The following is a 19,526-nucleotide window of genomic DNA, read 5'->3' as shown; positions in this document are numbered from 1 at the left end:
CCCGGGCAATGATCCGGGGTGGCCCGCTGGCGCTTTAATTGGACGGAACCTGGCAGGGGTTTCGTCGTGTGAGTGTCCTGGGTTTAAGTGTTAGGGGAGTTTTAGATGATGTCTGCCGACCAGGCAACTGAGGGGTATTCGGCGGTATTTTTCATGGATGGAAGCCGGGTGGCGCGTCAGATGCGAGCCACCGAGTTCGGAGCTTTTCTGGATGGATATGTGGGGTTGTCCGATCTGGCTGAGACGGACGTCAAAGCCGTTCTGGTTGATCTCAGCGGCGACCTCAGCATTCAGGCGCTGGTATTCTTTCGCATCTGGTTCGATGAGGAGGGCAGGGCAGACTCCAGCTGGAACGTTCCCATCGAGGATTTGGCCAGGCGCGGGGCGAAAGGTCCGGATCTTGGTAATGGCTCAATACGTCTGGTGTGTCGAAGCCAGTGCCCGGATTCCCGTTTTTCCGAGGAGCTCTGGGACCCGGATATGACGCCGGGCAACAATCAGTTTCAGTCCATTCGCAAGGCCGTTGACGCCAATACCCTGAAATTCCGCAAAATCGAACCGGCCGAGAGCGAAGATATTCCGGTGCTGGCGGCTGCGACTGAACCCAAGCCGGAACCCAAGGAAGACGCCAGCTCAAAAGAGCGGACTCGCCTTGCGCAGCTGATCCGTGAACAGCGGCTGCGTATCAAAACGCTTCAGAGCGTCCATCGTGATTCCCTGGCCGATATACAGCGCGAGCATCGTGTTGAGCTCCAGACCGTTCGCAACGAACTTACGGAACTGGAACAGAAATACGAGCGCATACGGCTGAACAACGAGCAGCTCAAGAAACGGTTGTCAGAGCGCAATGAGCAATACCTCGCCCTGCAGGAACAGGTGGCTTCCGAAGGCGAAGCCCTGGAGCGTGATGACGCGAAATCCGGCGCGGAGCTGGTTCTCTTGCAAGAACAGCTTGAACGCCGGCAGCGAGAGCTTGAGAGCAGGGATGAGAAAATCATTGCCCTGGAGCAGGAAAATTACGAGCTCAGGCACCGTGAACCCACCGAAGATACCTTGATGGAAGAGCTGAGGAAGCAGTCGGTGTTCTTGGTGGCTTACCATGCCGGTATTGGTCACGTCACCCTGCCATTCGATGACATCGAGGGGTATTTCGAAAACCCGGTCGCCTACGCAGCCGACCGTTGTGGCCTGAATGAGCCGGCCTACCTAGAGTGGCTGGGGCATTACGAAAATCCGGTCTGTCAGCATGGCAACGAATCCGGCGATGCCTGCGGTGAACCGATCATGAGGGTGAGCCAGCCGGGGGATTTCCGGGCCGGAGTTGATGACCGCTGCGAGCAGCATCAAGTCTGAAAAAGTGAACTTTTTTCAGAAACAGCCCGATTTTCGTTAAACTGAGTGCCAAACTCCAAGGGGGCAATGGACAATACCTGCCCTCTGGCACCCAGACACCACAGGAAGCCTCATGGATCAGTTCAGGAATATCGGCGTCATCGGCCGATTGGGCAGCGTCAAGGTGGTCGAGTCGCTGCGACAGCTCAAGCAATACCTCCTAACCAACAATTATCATGTGATTCTCGAGGAAGACACCGCCGGCATGCTGCCTGGTCATGGTCTCCAGGTAGCCAGCAAAAAACTGCTGGGCGAGATCTGTGACCTCGTTATTGTGGTGGGCGGCGATGGCAGCCTGCTGGGTGCCGCCAGAGAACTGGCCAAGTCGAAGATTCCCTTGTTGGGTGTGAACCGTGGTCGGTTGGGCTTTCTGACCGATATATCCCCCACGGATCTGGAGGAACGGCTTGGCCGGGTTCTGGAAGGCGATTACGTTGAAGAGTCCCGCTTTCTGCTGGATGGGAACGTCGAGCGCAACGGCCAGCCCCTGGGATTTGGCACAGCGCTGAACGATGTGGTGTTGCACCCGGGTAAATCCACCCGAATGATCGGCTTTGACCTCTTCATTGACGGGCACTTTGTCTACAGCCAGCGGTCTGACGGTCTGATCGTTGCCACGCCAACGGGTTCAACCGCGTACTCGCTGTCAGCAGGCGGCCCGATCATGCATCCGAAGCTCGATGCGATCGTACTGGTGCCCATGTTCCCGCATACCCTCAGTAGCCGCCCGATCGTGGTGGACGGCAAGAGTGAAATCAAGCTGGTGATCGGCGAGACCAACGAAACCTATCCACAGATTTCTTTCGATGGACAGATGAACATTGCTTGCGCGCCGGGCGACATCATCCGAATCACCAAAAAGCCTTTCAAGATTCGTCTGATTCATCCAACGGATCACAACTTCTACGCTACCTGTCGTGACAAACTGGGCTGGGCAAGCGAGATTTCGGCGGGTTGATCATGGCAGTAGCTACGCAGGCCGCGAATCGCGGTTACGACATCATTGGAGATATCCACGGGTGCGCCAAAACGCTGGTGCGGCTGCTGGAGCAGTTGGGCTACCGGAAGGTAAATGGGGTGTACCAGCACGATCGCCGTCAGGCCGTCTTTATCGGCGATATCATCGATCGGGGGCCACGAATCCGAGAGGCCCTGCATCTGGTCCGGGATATGGTGGAGCATGGTTCCGCGCGTATTGTCATGGGCAACCATGAGTACAACGCCCTTGGCTACTGTACCCGCGCCCGGCCCGGCAGTGGCAGGAAATGGCTTCGGGAGCACAACGCCCGCCACGATCGACTGATTCGGGAAACCCTCGAGCAGTTCGACGCCTACCCCCATGAGTGGAACGAGTTCCTCGAGTGGTTCTACACCATTCCTTTGTTTATCGAGGAAGACGGGTTCCGGGTGGTTCATGCCTGCTGGGATGGCGAGCTGATCGAGAAGTTCAAGCAAAGCCAGGGTGGTGCCTGCATTGATGAGGATTTTCTGCACGCTTCGTCGGCACTGGAATCGTTTGCCGGCCAGGTGATGGATACTTTGCTACGCGGGACGGATCTGCGCTTGCCCGAGGGGATGTCCATTACCGGGCGGGACGGTTACGTGCGCGAGTTTTTCCGCACCAAGTTCTGGGCCGATGACCCCCAGACCTATGCCGACGTTGTATTTCAACCAGATCCACTGCCCAAAGAGGTGGCCAGGCGCCCGCTTCAGGCTCATGAAAGGAAGCAGTTGATCAGTTACCCGTTGGACGCCCCACCGGTGTTTGTTGGCCATTACTGGATGGAGGGGGCACCTGCGCCCCTGAAACACAACGTGGCGTGCATTGATTTCAGCGCGGTGAAGTACGGCAAGCTGGTGGCCTACCGTATGGACGGTGAAAAGGTGTTATCGCCGGACAAGTTTGTCTGGGTGGATGTGGATCGCCCGGAAGCATCCAGCTATCCGGGCCTGGAGGACAGCCTTGCCCGTTAAATGGATCAAGTTGAATGTCTTCAGCAGCGAGGATGCCTGTGTACCGCGTTAAACAACTGGAAGCCTCCGAAGATCTCGCGGGGTTCAGTCGCTGGCTGACCGGGCAGGGCGTGGGGCACCGAATCACGGAAGAGGGGGGTTATCAGGTCCTGTGGCTGGAAAATCCCGAACACACCGAGCCCGTGCTGGCGGCGTTGGACCGGTTTCTGAGCGAACCCGAGCTGCGCGAGGCGGTGAATCGCATGGATCGTTCGCCGGTGTATGTTGCCGGGCGCTGGCAGCCCTCGCCCAAGCATGCCCCACTGGTGCTGGGTATCGTGGTGTTGGCAGTGATCATGGTTTGGCTGACCTCCATGGGGCGCAACGAGCTGTCCCTCGCCATGATGGTGGTGGATCCCCGCGCGTTTGACTGGATGACCATGACCGACAGGCTGCATGCCCTGGGCGAAACACTCGCCCAGGGGCAGATCTGGCGTCTGGTTACACCGGATTTCCTGCACTTCAGTTGGACCCATATCATCTTTAACGGGGTGATGATGTGGTTTCTCGGCAGCCAGGTTGAGTGGTTTGATGGTCGAGGACGGCTGATTGCTGTCTTTCTTGCTACCAGTATTTTCTCGAATGGACTTCAGTATTTGGTTTCCGGACCCTTGTTTGGAGGATTGTCCGGCGCGGTCTACGGTATTCTGGGCTATTGCTGGTTGAGCCAGCGAAAGGCGCCCCGGTTCCACTTTCCTCCTGCACTGGTTACGTTTGCGGTGGTCTGGATGTTGATCGGCTTCACGCCGCTGACTGAAATGGTTGGTCTGGGGCGTATGGCCAATGAAGCGCACCTGGGGGGATTTGTCGCCGGGGTGGTCGCCGCTCTGATCCTGCCCGTAAAACGATAAAGGCGATAAAAAAGACCCCGCCGGGGCGGGGCGTAAAAGAAGCTTGTGGCTTCTGATGAGAGAGACCAAATGATACGACCGGTGTCATTTGGTGAGTAAATGATAATTATTATCGTTTGCGTTTGTCAAACGGTTTTATGATGGATTTACCACTGGGGGAGTCGAATGACCTACGATGAGCTGATTGAGCGGCTGGATCCCAATGTTTACCGGAGTTTGCGCCAGTCCGTAGAGCTCGGAAAGTGGCCGGACGGTCGCCCGCTGACCCGGGAGCAGCGGGAAATCAGCCTGCAGGCGATCATTCATTACGAAGACCTTCATGGCGTTCCCGTCGAGGAGCGCACTGGCTATATCGACCGGGGCAGTAAAGCCGGCACCGCCTGCGATCCGACGGTTGGCATGATGGGCGGGCAAAAGGCCGAGGGCGAAACGCCCGAGGTGGATTCAGATCAGTTCTTTGAGGTCAAGTCTTGAGCAACTCCATTGATCTGACCGGCCGGCTGAGAAAAATGCCCGTCGAAGCCGCGGAGCCGGTTGCCTACCAGTTGGCCATTGGCGATGATCGCGTTCCCCTGAATGAGCTGGTGGGAAAACGCATCCGGTTTGATTTCGAGGGCGTAATCCGCTGTATCCACTGCGATCGCACCACCAAGAAAAGTTTCAACCAGGGCTACTGTTACCCCTGCTTTCGGAAGCTGGCCGCCTGTGACAGCTGCATCATGAGCCCCGAGAAATGCCATTTCCATCTGGGCACCTGCCGCGAGCCGGAGTGGGGTGAAACCCACTGCATGGTAGAGCACGTGGTTTACCTGGCGAATTCCTCCGGATTGAAGGTGGGTATTACCCGCGGTTCCCAGGTTCCGACGCGCTGGATTGACCAGGGCGCGGTAGACGCCATTCCCATGCTGCGAGTGTCCAGTCGATATCTCGCCGGACTCGCGGAGGTCGCTTGCAAGAGCCATGTGGCCGACCGTACTAACTGGCGGGCCATGCTCAAAGGCGATGTGCCGGAACTGGATCTCCACGCAGAGCGCAGCCGGATGCTGTCGCTGATTGCCGGCGATCTTGAATCCCTGAGAGCCACCCACGGTGAGGATTCTATTCGGGAAGTGGATGAACAGGGCCTTGGCTTGAGTTATCCGGTCGAGGTGTGGCCGTCCAAGGTGAAGACCCATAACCTGGACAAGAACCCCGAGGTCGAAGGTGTCCTGGAAGGCGTCAAGGGTCAGTACCTGATTCTCGATACCGGCGTGATCAATATCCGCAAGTTCACCGGCTACGAAGTCCGTTTCAGAGTCATGGATAACTGAGCACCCGTTATCCTGAGTGATTGAATTACCAAACTGCCGCAGCTGAATACTCGCTGCGGCAGTGCGATTTGGAGAACGTTATGCGCACCAACCAGCCGCAGACCATTTACCTGAGTGAATACCGCGTTCCGGCCTATCTGGTCGATACCGTCGATCTTCGGTTTGAACTGTTTGAGGACGGGGCCCGTGTTCACAGCACGCTGGCGATCCGTCGTAACCCGGAATCTGAGGAAGGGGCGGTGCCTCTGGAGCTCGACGGCGACAGCCTGGTGCTGGAGTCTGTTGCCCTGAACGGCCAGGATCTGGCCGCAGGCGAGTTTGAGGACCGTGGTGACAAGCTGATCGTGGCTTCGGTGCCCGAGAAGTTCGAGTTATCCGTGGTCACCTGGATTGAGCCCCAGAACAACACGCGCCTGGAAGGTCTGTACAAATCGTCCGGGATGTTCTGTACCCAGTGTGAGGCTGAGGGCTTCCGCTGCATTACCTTCTTCCCGGATCGTCCGGATGTCATGGCCCGTTACAAAACCCGTGTCGAGGCCGACAAGAGCGCTTATCCTGTGCTGCTTTCCAATGGTAACCCGATCGAATCCGGTGACCTCGACGATGGCCGCCATTTCGTGACCTGGGAAGATCCTTTCCCCAAACCCTGCTACCTGTTCGCACTGGTCGCCGGTGACTTGGTCGAAAAGCGGGATACCTTCACCACCTGTTCCGGTCGCGACATCGATCTGCGGATGTATGTGGAGCCCCGTAACGCGGAGAAGTGCGACCACGCCATGGACTCCCTCAAGCGCTCCATGCGCTGGGATGAGGATGTCTATGGCCGCGAGTACGATCTGGATATCTTCATGATCGTGGCGGTGGATGACTTCAACATGGGGGCCATGGAAAACAAGGGGCTGAACATCTTCAACTCCTCCTGTGTGCTGGCCAGCAAGGAAACCGCCACCGATGCCGCTTTCCAGCGCATCGAGGCGATCGTGGCGCACGAGTATTTCCATAACTGGTCCGGCAATCGCGTGACCTGCCGTGACTGGTTCCAGCTCAGCCTGAAGGAAGGCTTTACCGTACTGCGCGATTCCCAGTTCTCGGCCGATATGGGCTCGGACACGGTCAAGCGCATCGAGGATGCGACCCTGATGCGCACGGCTCAGTTTGCCGAGGACGCAGGCCCCATGTCGCACCCCATCCGGCCATCCTCGTACATCGAAATTTCCAATTTTTACACCCTGACCATCTACGAGAAGGGGGCGGAAGTGGTGCGGATGATCCGGACCCTGCTGGGGCCGGAACTGTTCCGCAAGGGCAGTGACCTCTACTTTGAGCGCCATGACGGCCAGGCAGTTACCACCGATGATTTCGTCAAGGCTATGGAAGACGCCTCCGGTCGTGACCTGTCCCAGTTTCGTTTGTGGTACGAGCAGGCCGGTACGCCGGTGCTGGAGGTAACCGACCAGTTCGACCAGGGGCAGGGCGTGTATCGCCTGACCATTCGCCAGAGCATCCCAGATACCCCGGGGCAGGCCGACAAGAAGCCCCAGCACATCCCGTTCGCACTGGGGCTGCTGGACGAGCATGGCAAGGCACTGCCGTTGCGCCTGTCCGTTGACGAGCAGGACGCACCAACTGAGCGTGTGCTCGAACTGACCGACGCCGAGCACGTATTCGAATTTCACGGTCTGACAGAAAAACCGGTGCCGTCCCTGCTGCGCCACTTCTCAGCGCCGGTGCGCGTCCATTACCCGTGGACCCGGGAGCAGTTGCTGTTCCTGATAAGTCACGACCCGGATGGCTTCAATCGCTGGGACGCCGGTCAGCGGCTGGCGGTGGATATTATTCAGTCGCTGGTGGGCCAGCCCAAGGATACGCCGGTGGATCCTCGTCTGGTGACGGCTTACCGCCATTTGATTTCCGACTCTGCCCTGGATCAGGCGCTGGTCGACAAGATGCTGCAGTTGCCTTCCGAGGCTTATCTGGTGGAGCTGGCCAGCGACGCCGATGTGCCGGCGATCCATGCCGCCCGGGAGCGGGTGCTCAAACACCTGGCGATTGCGCTGCGTGATGACCTGGTGGCTTGTTATCGTCGCAACGCCGGTGATGGAGACTACGCGGTCACACCCGAGCAGGTTGCGCGCCGGAGTCTTCGGAACACCGCGCTCGCCTGGCTGTTGATGATCAATGACGAGGAAGGTCGGGAGCTGGCCCTGCGACAGTTCCGTGAGGCGGACAACATGACCGACCGTATGGGAGCGCTCCGGGCTCTGGTGAATTCAGAGTATGAGGCGGATCGCGATCAGGTCCTCGGCGACTTCTACCAGCGTTTCCAGGCGGATCCCCAGGTCGTGGAGCAGTGGTTCTCGGTGCAGGCTGCCAGTTCGGTCGCCGGTCGATTGGGCAAGATCCACGACTTGCTGGCCCATGACGCGTTCGACTGGCGCAACCCCAACAAGGTGCGTTCTGTGGTCGGCGCCTTTGCCGGGCAGAACCTTTCCGGTTTCCATGCCGAAGATGGTTCCGGCTATGAGTTCCTTGCCGATCAGGTATGCCGTCTGGATGACATCAATCCGCAGATCGCCGCAAGGCTGGTGACGCCCCTGGCTCGCTGGAGAAAGTTTGCGCCGGCTTATCGAGGCAAAATGAAGGCTGCGTTGGAGACGGTGCGCGACAAGTCAGGCTTGTCCAAAGATGTGTATGAGGTCGTCCACAAAAGCCTGGTCGATTGAGGTAAGTCCCTGAGTACCCGGCTGTCTTTGTAATCTTGCGTGACAGCCGGATACAAAATCGCACTTTCGGTCGATGGACATGACAGTGCGAGACGTTAATCTGTCTGCAAGTCTGTGCTCCCATCAGGCAACAATAAAGAGTCCATCAGAGGCTTCCAGACGGATTAAGGTTGGATATGAGATACAACAAGAACGCTATTCTCGGCGGGCTTATGGCCCTCTCTGTTGCTGCTACGCCCTTGTACGCAGCAGTTTCCCAAAGTGAAGCAGCGCGCCTCGGTAATGAGCTGACTCCATTCGGTTCGGTCAAGGCTGGCAACGCCTCCGGCACAATTCCTGCCTGGACTGGCGGCCTCGACGAAGACGACGCGCCTGCTGGCTACGAGGGCTCTGGTGACCACCACATCAATCCGTTTCCGGATGACGAAGTTCTGTTCACCATTAATTCGTCGAACGCGGATCAGTATTCCGAGCACCTGACCGATGGCCTGAAAGCAATGCTGGAGGCCTACCCGACGACCTTCCGTATTCCGGTCTACCAGTCTCGTCGTACCCATACGGTGCCCGAGTGGGTTCAAAAAAATGTCGCCAAGAACGCCGTCAGCGCTGAAATCGTTGGAGAAGGTGCGGGTCTGGACGGCGCCTTCGGCGGCTATCCGTTCCCGATCCTGCATGGTGACGACGAAGAAAAAGCCTGGCAGGTCATGTGGAACCACCTGACTCGCTGGCGGGGCATTTCCATTACTCGTCGTGCCAGTGAAGTGGCTGTCCAGCAGAACGGAGAGTACACGCTGGTGACGTCTCAGCAAGAAGCCTTCTTCCCCTACTACAATCCGGAAGGCGATGAGAGCACCCTCGACAACGTAATTTTCTACTACCTGTCGTTCACCCAGTCCCCACCCCGTCTGGCCGGCGGCGCGATCCTGGTTCACGAAACCCTGAACCAGATCAAGAACCCGCGGAACGGCTGGGGTTATAACGCCGGTCAGCGTCGTGTGCGCCGCGCACCGAACCTGGGTTACGACAGCCCGATCGCAGCGGCCGACAACCTGCGTACTGCCGATGACACCGATATCTTTAACGGTGCCCTGGACCGGTTTAACTGGACTTACGAGGGTATGCGGGAAATCTACATCCCGTATAACAACTACGAGATTAGCAGCGACAAGTTGTCCTATGATGAGGTGCTGGGCCTGGCGCACCTGAATCCCGACCATATGCGTTGGGAACTGCATCGGGTGCACGTGGTAACCGCAACCCTGAAAGACGGTGAGCGTCACATTTACGGTAAGCGTCGCTTCTACGTTGATGCGGATAGCTGGAACGTGGCCTTGGTAGACCAGTACGACGGTCGCGGTGAGCTGTGGCGTGTTACTCAGGCAATTCTGAAGAACTTCTACGACATGCCGGGTGTATGGGCTGGTCTGGAAGCATTCCATGACCTGCAGGCCCGCCGTTACCACATCCTCGGTCTCGATAACGAAGAGCCCCGTACCCGGGTCTTCACCGACGACGTGCCCAATAAGCGTTACTTCTCGCCGGCATCCCTGCGTCGTCGTAGTGTTCGCTAATACGTAATTTTTCAGGCATTATTCCGCGCCAGACGGAGTTGGCGCTCCGCATACCGGCATCCGAGAGGCTGCCGGTATGTTTACAGTTAGAGCCAGCTTCGCTGGACAGAGTCACAACGTAATTACAACTTATAGGCAATTCGAATGGCTACAAGCTTAATGTGTAAATCCCTGGGCGCCGCATGCCTTGGGCTTTCCATGGCCTGTGCGTCCCCCGTTGCATTGGCGCTTGCGGACGTTATTGAAACACCGGCGCGCGCAACCGACCTGGCGCCCGAGAATCTTCTGACCGATGTTGACCGGGCTGGCGACCGAATGGTGGCCATAGGCGAGCGTGGCCATATCATTTTCTCTGATGATCAGGGCCAGAGCTGGACCCAGGCCGAGGTGCCGGTATCCGTCACACTGACCAGCCTTGATTTCGCCTCTGAGACACACGGCTGGGCAGTGGGTCACAGTGGCGTCGTTCTTCATTCCGACGATGCAGGTGAAAGCTGGGAAGTCCAGATCACCGGTATTGAGGCAGCGGAACTGGCCATCGAGAGCCAGGAAGAAGCCATCGCCGAGATGGAAGAGAAAGTCGAGGCGGCCACCGGTGACGAGAAAGCAGACCTCGAGTGGGCTCTGGACGACCTGTATTTCGCGCTCGAGAATATGCAGGCTGATCTGGACATCGGTCCGGTAAACCCCTTCCTTGACGTGTTGTTCCTCAGCGAGCAGAACGGCTTCGTCATTGGCGCATACGGCATGCTGTTCCACACCAGTGACGGTGGTGAGACATGGAGCGACTGGTCGCCGAAACTCGATAACTCTCAGAATTTCCACTTGAACGCGATCACTGAAATCACCGGCGGCGCACTGGCGATCGTTGGTGAAGCGGGTCAGATTCATGTGTCTGTTGATGGTGGTCAAAGCTGGGAGCGTCGCGAAGGCCCTTACCCCGGCTCTCTGTTTGGCGTCATTGGCACTGGCCGCATCAACGAAATCCTGGCCTTTGGCCTGCGTGGCACCCTGATGCTGTCCACGGATCTGGGGCGCTCTTGGTCAGTGATCACCAGTGGCACGACCGCGACACTGACGGATGGCTTTTCTGAGGACGATCGCATTGTGCTTGTCGGCACTAATGGTGCTGTTCTGGTCAGTGGTAACGGCGGGGAAACCTTCCGTTCCTACATTCGTGGCGACCGTCTGGGTGTGATGAGTGCGATGCCGGCTTCAGGTATGGATCTTCTGCTGGTTGGCGAGGGCGGCGCAGAGCTGACCGACGCCAAAGGCAAGAATCTTAAATAACGCCCTGACGCGGCATCAACGGAACAGAGTAGATAGAGGGGCTTTTTGAATGTCCAACCCTAAGCATGACAAGGGCGAGCACTACATAACCACGCCCAAGGCGGAACCGTTTCTGGAACGCCTGATTTTCAACAATCGTGCCGGCATCCTGATTTTCTTCTTGTTTGTGACCGCCTTCCTTGGTTACAACGCAGTCAAGATCCAGCCCGATGCCAGCTTCGAGCGGATGATTCCGCTGGAGCATCCGTACATCGTCAATATGCTGGAACACCGGGACGATTTGCAGAACCTTGGTAACTTCGTCCGTATTGCGGTAGAAGCCAAAGAAGGTGATATTTTCACCGCCGAGTACATGGAAACCCTCAAGCAGATCACCGATGAGGTGTTCTACCTGAACGGGGTGGACCGCTCCGGCCTGAAATCCCTGTGGACTTCCAACGTTCGCTGGGTGGAAGTGACCGAGCAGGGCTTCCAGGGCGGCACCGTTATCCCGGACAGCTACGATGGTTCCGAGGCCAGCCTCGAGCAGCTGCGCCAGAACGTCCTTCGTTCTAATGAAGTTGGCCGCCTGATCGCGGATAACTTCCAGTCCACCATCGTCTACGCCCCGCTGTACGAGACCAATCCGGAAACCGGTGAGCCTCTGGATTACGGAACCTTTTCCCGCGAGCTGGAAGAGAAAATCCGTGAAAAATACGAGGGTCAGAACCCGAATATCGACATCCACATCGTCGGCTTCGCCAAGAAAGTGGGTGACCTGATCGAAGGTATTGGCTCCATTGCATACTTCGCGGCCATCACCATTGGCCTGACCACTCTGCTGTTGTTCTGGTACTCCCGTTGCCTGACCGGCACCCTTGTGCCGATCTTGACGTCTATCGTGGCGGTGTTCTGGCAGTTGGGTACCCTGCGTTTGCTGGGCTATGGCCTGGACCCATACTCGGTATTGGTTCCGTTCCTGGTCTTTGCAATCGGCATCAGTCACGGCGTACAGATCGTGAACGCCATGGCGGTCGAAGCTGCCAAAGGGTTTGACTCGGTCACTGCCGCGCGTCTGGCCTTCCGTGCCCTCTACATTCCCGGCATGCTGGCGCTGATATCGGACGCGTTCGGCTTCCTGACCCTGTTCTTTATTGAAATCGATGTTATCCGTGACCTGGCCATTGCCGCCGGTATCGGTGTGGCGTTCGTCATCATTACCAATCTGGTGATGCACGTTCTGATCATGTCCTACCTGGGTATTTCCAAGGGCGGTGTGCGCCACGTCCAGAATCGTGGTGAGAAGCAGGACCGCAAGTGGCGAACCCTGTCTTACTTCTCCCATCCAAGTGTTGCCCCGATCTCACTGCTGATCGCGGTGATCGGTCTTGGCCTGGGTCTGTACTACAAGCAGGACCTGAAAATCGGTGACCTGGACCGCGGTGCACCCGAGCTTCGCCCAGATTCCCGCTATAACCAGGACAACGCCTTCATCATCGATAACTACTCCACCAGTGCCGACGTGCTTGTGGTTATGGTGAAGACGCCGAAGGAAGAATGTACCCAGTACGACGTTCTGCGCGCCATGGACAGCCTCCAGTGGGAGTTGCAGAACACACCGGGCGTTCAGTCCTCCGCGTCCCTGGCGGATGTCTCCAAAATCGTGACCAAGGCCCTGAACGAAGGTAACTGGAAGTGGTTCGAGATTTCCCGCAACCAAACCATCATCAACGCCTCTATTCGTAACGCGCCGTCTGGCCTGATCAATACCGACTGTAGCCTGACGCCGGTACTGGTCTTCCTGGAAGACCACAAGGCGGAGACACTGGAAACCGTTGTTGAGAGAGTGGCAGAGTTTTCTGGCAACACCAGCAATGAGCAGCACACTTTCCTGCTGGCCGCCGGTAACGCCGGTGTGGAAGCGGCTACCAATGAAGTTATCTCCAGTGCCAAGGACAAGATGCTGATCATGGTCTACGGCGTGGTGAGCTTGCTGTGTCTGCTGACCTTCCGCTCCATCCGAGCGGTACTGTGTATCGTGGTTCCGCTGGGCCTGACCTCGATCCTGTGTGAGGCCATCATGGCGGTGTCCGGCATCGGTATCAAAGTAGCGACCCTGCCGGTAATTGCATTGGGTGTGGGAATCGGTGTGGACTACGGTATCTACATCTACAGCAAGCTTGAGAAGTTCCTGCTGGAAGGCAAGACGCTTCAGGATGCTTACTTCGAGACTCTGAAGTCCACTGGTAAGGCGGTTGTGTTTACCGGTGTTACCCTGGGTCTTGGTGTTGTGACCTGGATCTTCTCGCCAATCAAGTTCCAGGCGGACATGGGCTTCCTGCTGTTCTTCATGTTCCTGTGGAACATGGTGGGCGCCATCTGGCTGCTGCCGGCCCTGGCTCGCTTCCTGCTGCGGCCTGACCGCATGCTGGCGAAAGCCCGCGCTGCCAAGTAAACCTTTCAAGGTTTTGCAAAAAAGCCCGCTAAGCGGGCTTTTTTGTTTTAAGGTCAAGTGTTTAGCTGGTCGGGTCCAGCTTTATTTATGGCGTATTCTGGTCTATGTTCATAGACGTGCCAAAAGCAAGCCCTCGGGAGTAGGCGGGCTTCAAATCCAACGGTCAAAAAAAGGAATAGAACACATGACACTTAAATCCAAGGTATCTGCTCTCGCTGTTGCTGCGGCAGTCAGCGTAGGTGCTGCTTCCACGTCGGTATCTGCTCAGGAACAGCGTTTCGTGACAATTGGTACTGGTGGTGTGACCGGTGTTTACTACCCGGCCGGTGGCGCTATTTGTCGTCTGGTGAACATGGATCGTAAGGAGCATGGCATCCGTTGTTCGGTCGAGAGCACCGGCGGTTCCGTATACAACCTGAATGCGATTCGCCAGGGCGAGCTGGATCTGGCTGTGGCCCAGTCGGACTGGCAGTACCATGCCTACAATGGTTCCAGCCAGTTCGAAAGCGATGGCGCCAACAAAGACTTGCGGGCGGTGTTCTCACTGCACCCTGAGCCATTCACCGTGGTGGCCAGTAAGGGTTCCGGTATCAACTCGTTCGAGGATCTCGAAGGCAAGCGAGTGTCCGTCGGCAACCCGGGGTCGGGCCAGCGTGCCACGGCAGAGGTGCTGATGGAGGAAATGGGCTGGGGAATGGACAAGTTCTCCCTGGCGGCTGAGCTGAAAGCCGCTGAGCAGTCCCAGGCGCTCTGTGACGGCAATATCGATGCGTTCTTCTACACCGTTGGCCACCCGTCCGGTGCCATCAAGGAAGCGACCACCTCGTGCGACAGCCTGATCGTGAACGTCGATAACGAAGCCACTCAAAAGCTTATTTCCGACAATCCGTATTACCGGGAGGCAACCATCCCAGGTGGCATGTACCGGGGCTCTGACCAGGATGTAACGACCTTCGGTGTTGCAGCCACCTTTGTGTCATCCACCGATGTGGCGGACGAAGTGGTGTACGAAGTGGTCAAGGCGGTATTTGAGAACTTTGACAGCTTCAAGCGTCTGCATCCCGCTTTCGCCAATCTGAAGAAAGAAGAGATGGTCTCCGATGCCCTGAGTGCCCCTCTGCACCCGGGCGCGGCGAAGTACTACAAGGAAGCTGGCCTGATCGACTGATCTCGCCGGTCATTGAACGCCGCGGGCTGGTTAGGCCCGCGGCATCTCTTTGGTTATATCTGCCTTACCCCTGGTTTTCTTAAAGGACTGGATTATGAGCGACAGCGACCCTCGGGCAGGGGACAGTGTCGACCGTGGCAAGGTCGAGGAGTTTTTGCAGACAGAATCTGGTGGAAGGGCCACCACGGGCGCCGCTGCGGTTATTCTGTTTGTCGTGCCACTGCTCTGGTCTCTTTTTCAGCTATGGATAGCGTCGCCACTTCCCTACGTGTTTGATTTCGGAGTTTTCAACTCCACCGAGTCTCGGTCGATACATCTGGCCTTTGCGACTTTTCTGGCGTTTTCCGCGTTCCCGATGATCAAAGGCAAGCACATGAATCATGTGCCGATTTTTGACTGGGTGTTGGCCCTGGCAGCCGCCTTTTCGGCGTCCTACCTGTTTGTTTTCTATGACCAGCTGGCCACGCGCCCGGGTGCCCCGAATGCCCAGGATATGATCGTTGCGTTGGGTGGTCTTGTACTGCTGCTGGAAGCGACGCGGCGGGCTCTCGGCCTTCCGCTGACCATTGTTGCGGGCGTTTTCATTATTTATTCCCTCGCCGGGCCCTACATGCCCGACGTGATTTCCCACAAAGGGGCGAGCTTGAGTAAGCTGGCGTCCCACCAGTGGCTTGGCACGGAGGGTGTGTTCGGGGTAGCGCTGGGGGTTTCCACCAGCTTCGTATTCCTGTTCGTACTTTTCGGAGCATTGCTTGAACGGGCAGGGGCTGGCAATTATTTCATCCAGGTGGCCTATGCCATGCTCGGTCACATGCGCGGCGGTCCCGCCAAAGCGGCCGTGGTGTCCAGCGGACTGAGTGGCGTGATTTCCGGCTCTTCCATCGCCAATGTGGTGACCACCGGGACCTTTACCATACCGCTCATGAAGCGCGTTGGTTTCCCGGCCACCAAGGCCGGGGCGGTGGAAGTGGCTGCATCAACCAACGGCCAGTTGACCCCGCCCATTATGGGTGCGGCTGCCTTTTTGATGGTGGAATACGTGGGAATCTCCTATCTGGAGGTCATCAAGCACGCCATCCTGCCTGCCATGATTTCCTATGTGGCGTTGATTTACATCGTTCATCTCGAAGCCTGCAAACTCAACATGAAGGGCATCGAACGTCTGGATCGTCCGACCTTGGCTCAGCGAATGCTCAACTGGGTAGTCATTCTGCTGGGGCTGTGTGTGCTGACGCTGGTTGTCTACTACGGCATTGGCTGGATGAAGGACTGGCTGGGTGCAGGTGCTATCTGGGTGCTGGGCCCCCTCCTGCTGCTGGTTTATATCGGTCTGGTCGGTTATGCCACCCGTTTCCCGGCTCTTGAGGAGGACAGTCCGGAGCGATCCATGGATGAATTGCCCCCGGTTGGGCCCACGGTGAAAGCCGGCCTTTACTTCCTTCTGCCGGTGGTTGTGTTGGTGTGGTGCCTGACCGTCGAGCGGTTCTCGCCACAATTATCGGCCTTCTGGGCGACCGTATTCATGATATTTATCGTGATTACCCAGGGTCCGCTGAAAGCCTTTTTCCATGAACAGGGGCATTACGGTGCGAAGTTGAAGCAGGGTGTGGTAGATCTCGCTCATTCCCTGGTTACCGGTGCTCGCAACATGGTTGGCATCGGCGTGGCCACTGCCACTGCTGGTATTGTGGTCGGCACGGTCACCCTGACCGGCATCGGGTTGGTCATGACTCAATTTGTTGAGTTCATCTCTGGCGGTAACCTGCTGTTGATGCTTATTTTCACCGCCCTGATCAGTCTGATTCTGGGTATGGGGCTTCCGACCACGGCCAATTACATTGTGGTTTCCACATTGATGGCGCCGGTGATTGTGACCCTCGGGGCCGAGAATGGCCTGCTGGTGCCGCTGATTGCGGTTCACCTGTTCGTGTTTTACTTCGGTATTCTGGCGGACGACACGCCTCCGGTGGGGCTGGCCGCCTACGCCGCCGCGGCGATATCGGGTGCCGACCCGATCCGGACCGGTATTCAGGGTTTCACCTACGATATTCGGACCGCGATCTTGCCGTTCATGTTTATTTTTAATACTCAGTTGTTGCTGATCGGGCTGACGGGGTGGTTTGACCTCCTGGTGACCATATTCAGTGCGGTGATGGCCATGCTGGTGTTTTCGGCAGCCACCCAGGGCTACTGGATGACCCGGACGCGCTGGTGGGAAACTGTCGCGCTTCTGCTGATTTCGTTCACCCTTTTCCGGCCGGGTTTCTGGTGGGACATGGTGTACCCCGCGACTCAGGATCGCCCAGGTTCCGAGTTGTTCCAGTATGTTGATGATATTCCGGCCGGTGATCCTATTGTCATCCAGGCGTCGGGGATGTCCCTTGATGGTGATGAGGTATCCAAGTACCTGCAATTGGCATTGCCTGAAGGGGAGTCGCCACAACAGCGTTTGGCGCAGGCCGGACTTGAAGTATCCGCCCAGGGCGATCAGATGGTGGTGGACTTCGTGAACTTTGGCAGTGCTGCGGAGCAGGCAGGCATCAGTTTCGGCTGGACGATCGACGGGGTTCAGATAGATGCGGAACGCCCACCGAAGGAATTGATGTTTATTCCCGCACTGGCGTTGCTTGGACTGCTTGGTTTTGGTCAGTACCGTCGACGAGCCCGTGAAATCGGTGGTGCCCAGCCAGCCTGAACCATTGATCCACCTGAGGAAACCCGGCATTAACCTGCCGGGTTTTTTTCTGGTAGACTCCCGCTCCAACAGGCCCACGGTTTGTGTCGTGACGCGCCGCCACAAGTGATCTCTGGTATAGATCACCGCTGAGTAACCAACCGGAGTATGTTTATGCCCGTCGTAACCCTGCCAGATGGCAGTCACCGTAGTTTTGCAGAAGCCGTTACCGTTCATGATGTCGCCGCTGATATTGGCGCGGGCCTGGCCAAAGCCGCTCTGGCCGGCAAGGTAAACGGCAAGCTGGTGGACACCAGCTACCGCATCGAAGAAGACATCGAGTTGGCCATTGTGACCGAGCGGGATGAAGAGGGTGTGGATATCATTCGCCACTCCACCGCGCACTTGCTGGCCATGGCCGTCAAGGAACTGTTCCCGTCTGCTCAGGTGACGATTGGCCCGGTTATCGATAACGGCTTTTACTACGACTTTAAATTCGAGCGGCCCTTCACCAATGAAGACCTGGCCCGTATCGAAAAGCGCATGGAAGAGCTGGCAAAGCAGGATATTCAGGTTTCCCGCTCAGTGCTCTCTCGTGACGAGGCCGTCAAGCTGTTTGACGAGATGGGCGAGGAGTACAAGGTTCGGATCATTGAGGATATTCCGGGCGAAGAGGACCTTTCCTTTTACCGTCAGGGCGACTTTATCGACCTGTGTCGTGGTCCTCATGTGCCGAGTACCGGTAAGCTCAAGGCGTTCAAGCTGACCAAGGTGGCCGGTGCCTACTGGCGTGGTGATACCTCCAATGAGCAGCTGCAGCGTGTATATGGGACTGCGTGGGGCAACAAGAAAGACCTCAAGGCTTACCTCCACCGTCTGGAAGAAGCCGAAAAGCGGGACCACCGTAAGATCGGCAAGAAGCTGGACCTGTTTCACATGCAGGAAGAAGCGCCGGGCATGGTGTTCTGGCATCCCGCTGGTTGGGAAGTGTATCAGAGCATCGAACAGTACATGCGCGACAAGCTGCGCAAGCACGGCTACCAGGAAATCAAGACTCCACAGGTGGTTTCGCGCACCCTGTGGGAGAAGTCCGGCCACTGGGACAAGTTCCACGATGACATGTTCACCACGGAATCGGAAAAGCACGATTTCGCCATCAAGCCGATGAACTGTCCGTGTCACATCCAGGTGTTCAACCAGGGTCTGAAGAGTTACAAGGACCTGCCTCTGCGTCTGGCGGAGTTTGGCTCCTGTCACCGCAATGAGGCATCCGGTGCCCTGCACGGGATCATGCGGGTGCGCGGCTTTACCCAGGACGATGCGCACATCTTCTGTGAGGAGGATGCGATTCAGGCGGAAGTGTCTCGTTTTATTGACCTGCTGCACGAGGTGTATCAGGACTTTGGCTTTACCGAGATCCTCTACAAGCTGTCCACCCGTCCGGAGAAGCGTGTAGGCTCCGATGAGGTCTGGGACAAGTCCGAGGCGGCGTTGGAAGAAGCTCTGAACCGTGAGGGGGTTGACTGGGAACTGCTGCCGGGTGAGGGTGCCTTCTACGGGCCGAAAATCGAATTCTCACTGAAGGACTGCATCGGCCGGGTGTGGCAGTGCGGCACCATTCAGGTGGACTTCTCCATGCCGGGCCGTCTGGGTGCTCAGTACGTGGCCGCCGATTCCGAACGCAAAACACCTGTGATGCTGCACCGTGCGGTGCTGGGTTCGTTCGAGCGGTTCATCGGTATTCTGATCGAGGAATACGAAGGCGCGTTCCCGACCTGGCTGGCGCCAACCCAGGTGGCGATCCTCAATATCACCGATAATCAGCGTGAATATTGTGAGAATCTGGCCAGAAAACTGGAATCTTCCGGGTATCGGGTAAATGCTGACTTGAGAAACGAGAAGATCGGCTTTAAAATCCGCGAGCATACTTTAAACAAGGTTCCCTATCTGGTCGTCGTAGGCGACAAAGAGGTCGAAAATAACGCCGTTGCGGTACGTACCCGTAAAGGTGAAGATTTGGGAACCCTTTCGCTTGATGCGTTCGAACAGCTTCTGGCTGAAGAGGTTGAACGTAAGGGCAGAACCAAGACGGAGATCTAA

At 57.2% G+C, this 19,526-nt stretch carries 13 protein-coding genes; all 13 read left to right on the top strand.

The features are described 5' to 3' along the window. Window positions 1–105 precede the first annotated feature (105 nt). The 13 genes from QVZ43_RS13510 to thrS all read left to right on the top strand — a co-directional run bounded on the left by QVZ43_RS13510 (window position 106) and on the right by thrS (window position 19,526). Window positions 106–1,353, top strand: a complete 1,248-nt coding sequence (locus QVZ43_RS13510; protein ID WP_302910346.1) for a DNA repair protein — start codon at window positions 106–108, stop codon at window positions 1,351–1,353. A gap of 112 nt (window positions 1,354–1,465) precedes the next feature. Continuing rightward, window positions 1,466–2,350 (top strand): NAD(+) kinase, encoded by an 885-nt coding sequence (locus QVZ43_RS13505; protein WP_223793052.1) that lies wholly within the window; start codon window positions 1,466–1,468, stop codon window positions 2,348–2,350. A gap of 2 nt (window positions 2,351–2,352) precedes the next feature. Next, window positions 2,353–3,366: a metallophosphoesterase gene (locus QVZ43_RS13500; RefSeq protein ID WP_302910345.1), complete on the top strand. Its 1,014-nt coding sequence runs from the start codon at window positions 2,353–2,355 to the stop codon at window positions 3,364–3,366. A gap of 32 nt (window positions 3,367–3,398) precedes the next feature. Continuing rightward, window positions 3,399–4,256, top strand: a complete 858-nt coding sequence (locus tag QVZ43_RS13495) for a rhomboid family intramembrane serine protease (protein WP_420890931.1) — start codon at window positions 3,399–3,401, stop codon at window positions 4,254–4,256. Window positions 4,257–4,421: 165 nt separating this feature from the next. Beyond that, a complete protein-coding gene (locus QVZ43_RS13490) occupies window positions 4,422–4,730 on the top strand; it encodes a YeaC family protein (protein ID WP_302910343.1) in 309 nt (102 codons plus the stop codon). Continuing rightward, the gene (locus QVZ43_RS13485) at window positions 4,727–5,566 is read left to right on the top strand and encodes a DUF2797 domain-containing protein (RefSeq protein ID WP_223793056.1); all 840 of its coding nucleotides are present in this window, start codon (window positions 4,727–4,729) and stop codon (window positions 5,564–5,566) included. The genes QVZ43_RS13490 and QVZ43_RS13485 overlap by 4 nt, the downstream gene beginning before the upstream one ends. An 80-nt stretch (window positions 5,567–5,646) precedes the next feature. Further along, complete coding sequence (pepN, locus tag QVZ43_RS13480) at window positions 5,647–8,289, top strand: aminopeptidase N (RefSeq protein ID WP_302910342.1); 2,643 nt, start codon at window positions 5,647–5,649, stop codon at window positions 8,287–8,289. Window positions 8,290–8,465: 176 nt separating this feature from the next. After that, a complete protein-coding gene (locus tag QVZ43_RS13475; protein WP_302910341.1) occupies window positions 8,466–9,860 on the top strand; it encodes a DUF1329 domain-containing protein in 1,395 nt (464 codons plus the stop codon). Between the two features lie 144 nt (window positions 9,861–10,004). After that, window positions 10,005–11,150 carry a WD40/YVTN/BNR-like repeat-containing protein gene (locus tag QVZ43_RS13470; protein ID WP_302910340.1) on the top strand — a complete coding sequence of 382 codons (1,146 nt, stop codon included), beginning with the start codon at window positions 10,005–10,007 and terminating at the stop codon, window positions 11,148–11,150. Window positions 11,151–11,199: 49 nt separating this feature from the next. Beyond that, entirely contained in the window at window positions 11,200–13,584 is a 2,385-nt protein-coding gene (locus tag QVZ43_RS13465; protein ID WP_302910339.1) for an efflux RND transporter permease subunit, read from the top strand. A 184-nt stretch (window positions 13,585–13,768) separates the two neighbouring features. Beyond that, the gene (locus QVZ43_RS13460) at window positions 13,769–14,752 is read left to right on the top strand and encodes a TAXI family TRAP transporter solute-binding subunit (protein WP_302910338.1); all 984 of its coding nucleotides are present in this window, start codon (window positions 13,769–13,771) and stop codon (window positions 14,750–14,752) included. A 94-nt stretch (window positions 14,753–14,846) separates the two neighbouring features. Continuing rightward, on the top strand, window positions 14,847–17,447 hold the full coding sequence (locus QVZ43_RS13455; protein ID WP_302910337.1) for a TRAP transporter permease: 2,601 nt from the start codon (window positions 14,847–14,849) through the stop codon (window positions 17,445–17,447). Between the two features lie 153 nt (window positions 17,448–17,600). Beyond that, complete coding sequence (gene thrS, locus QVZ43_RS13450; protein ID WP_223793063.1) at window positions 17,601–19,526, top strand: threonine--tRNA ligase; 1,926 nt, start codon at window positions 17,601–17,603, stop codon at window positions 19,524–19,526.

This window comes from Marinobacter suaedae (genome assembly GCF_030519635.1).
Lineage (GTDB): Bacteria > Pseudomonadota > Gammaproteobacteria > Pseudomonadales > Oleiphilaceae > Marinobacter > Marinobacter suaedae.
The sequence above is the reverse complement of the archived record's forward strand: the minus strand, read 5'-3'. Positions and strand labels throughout refer to the sequence as shown.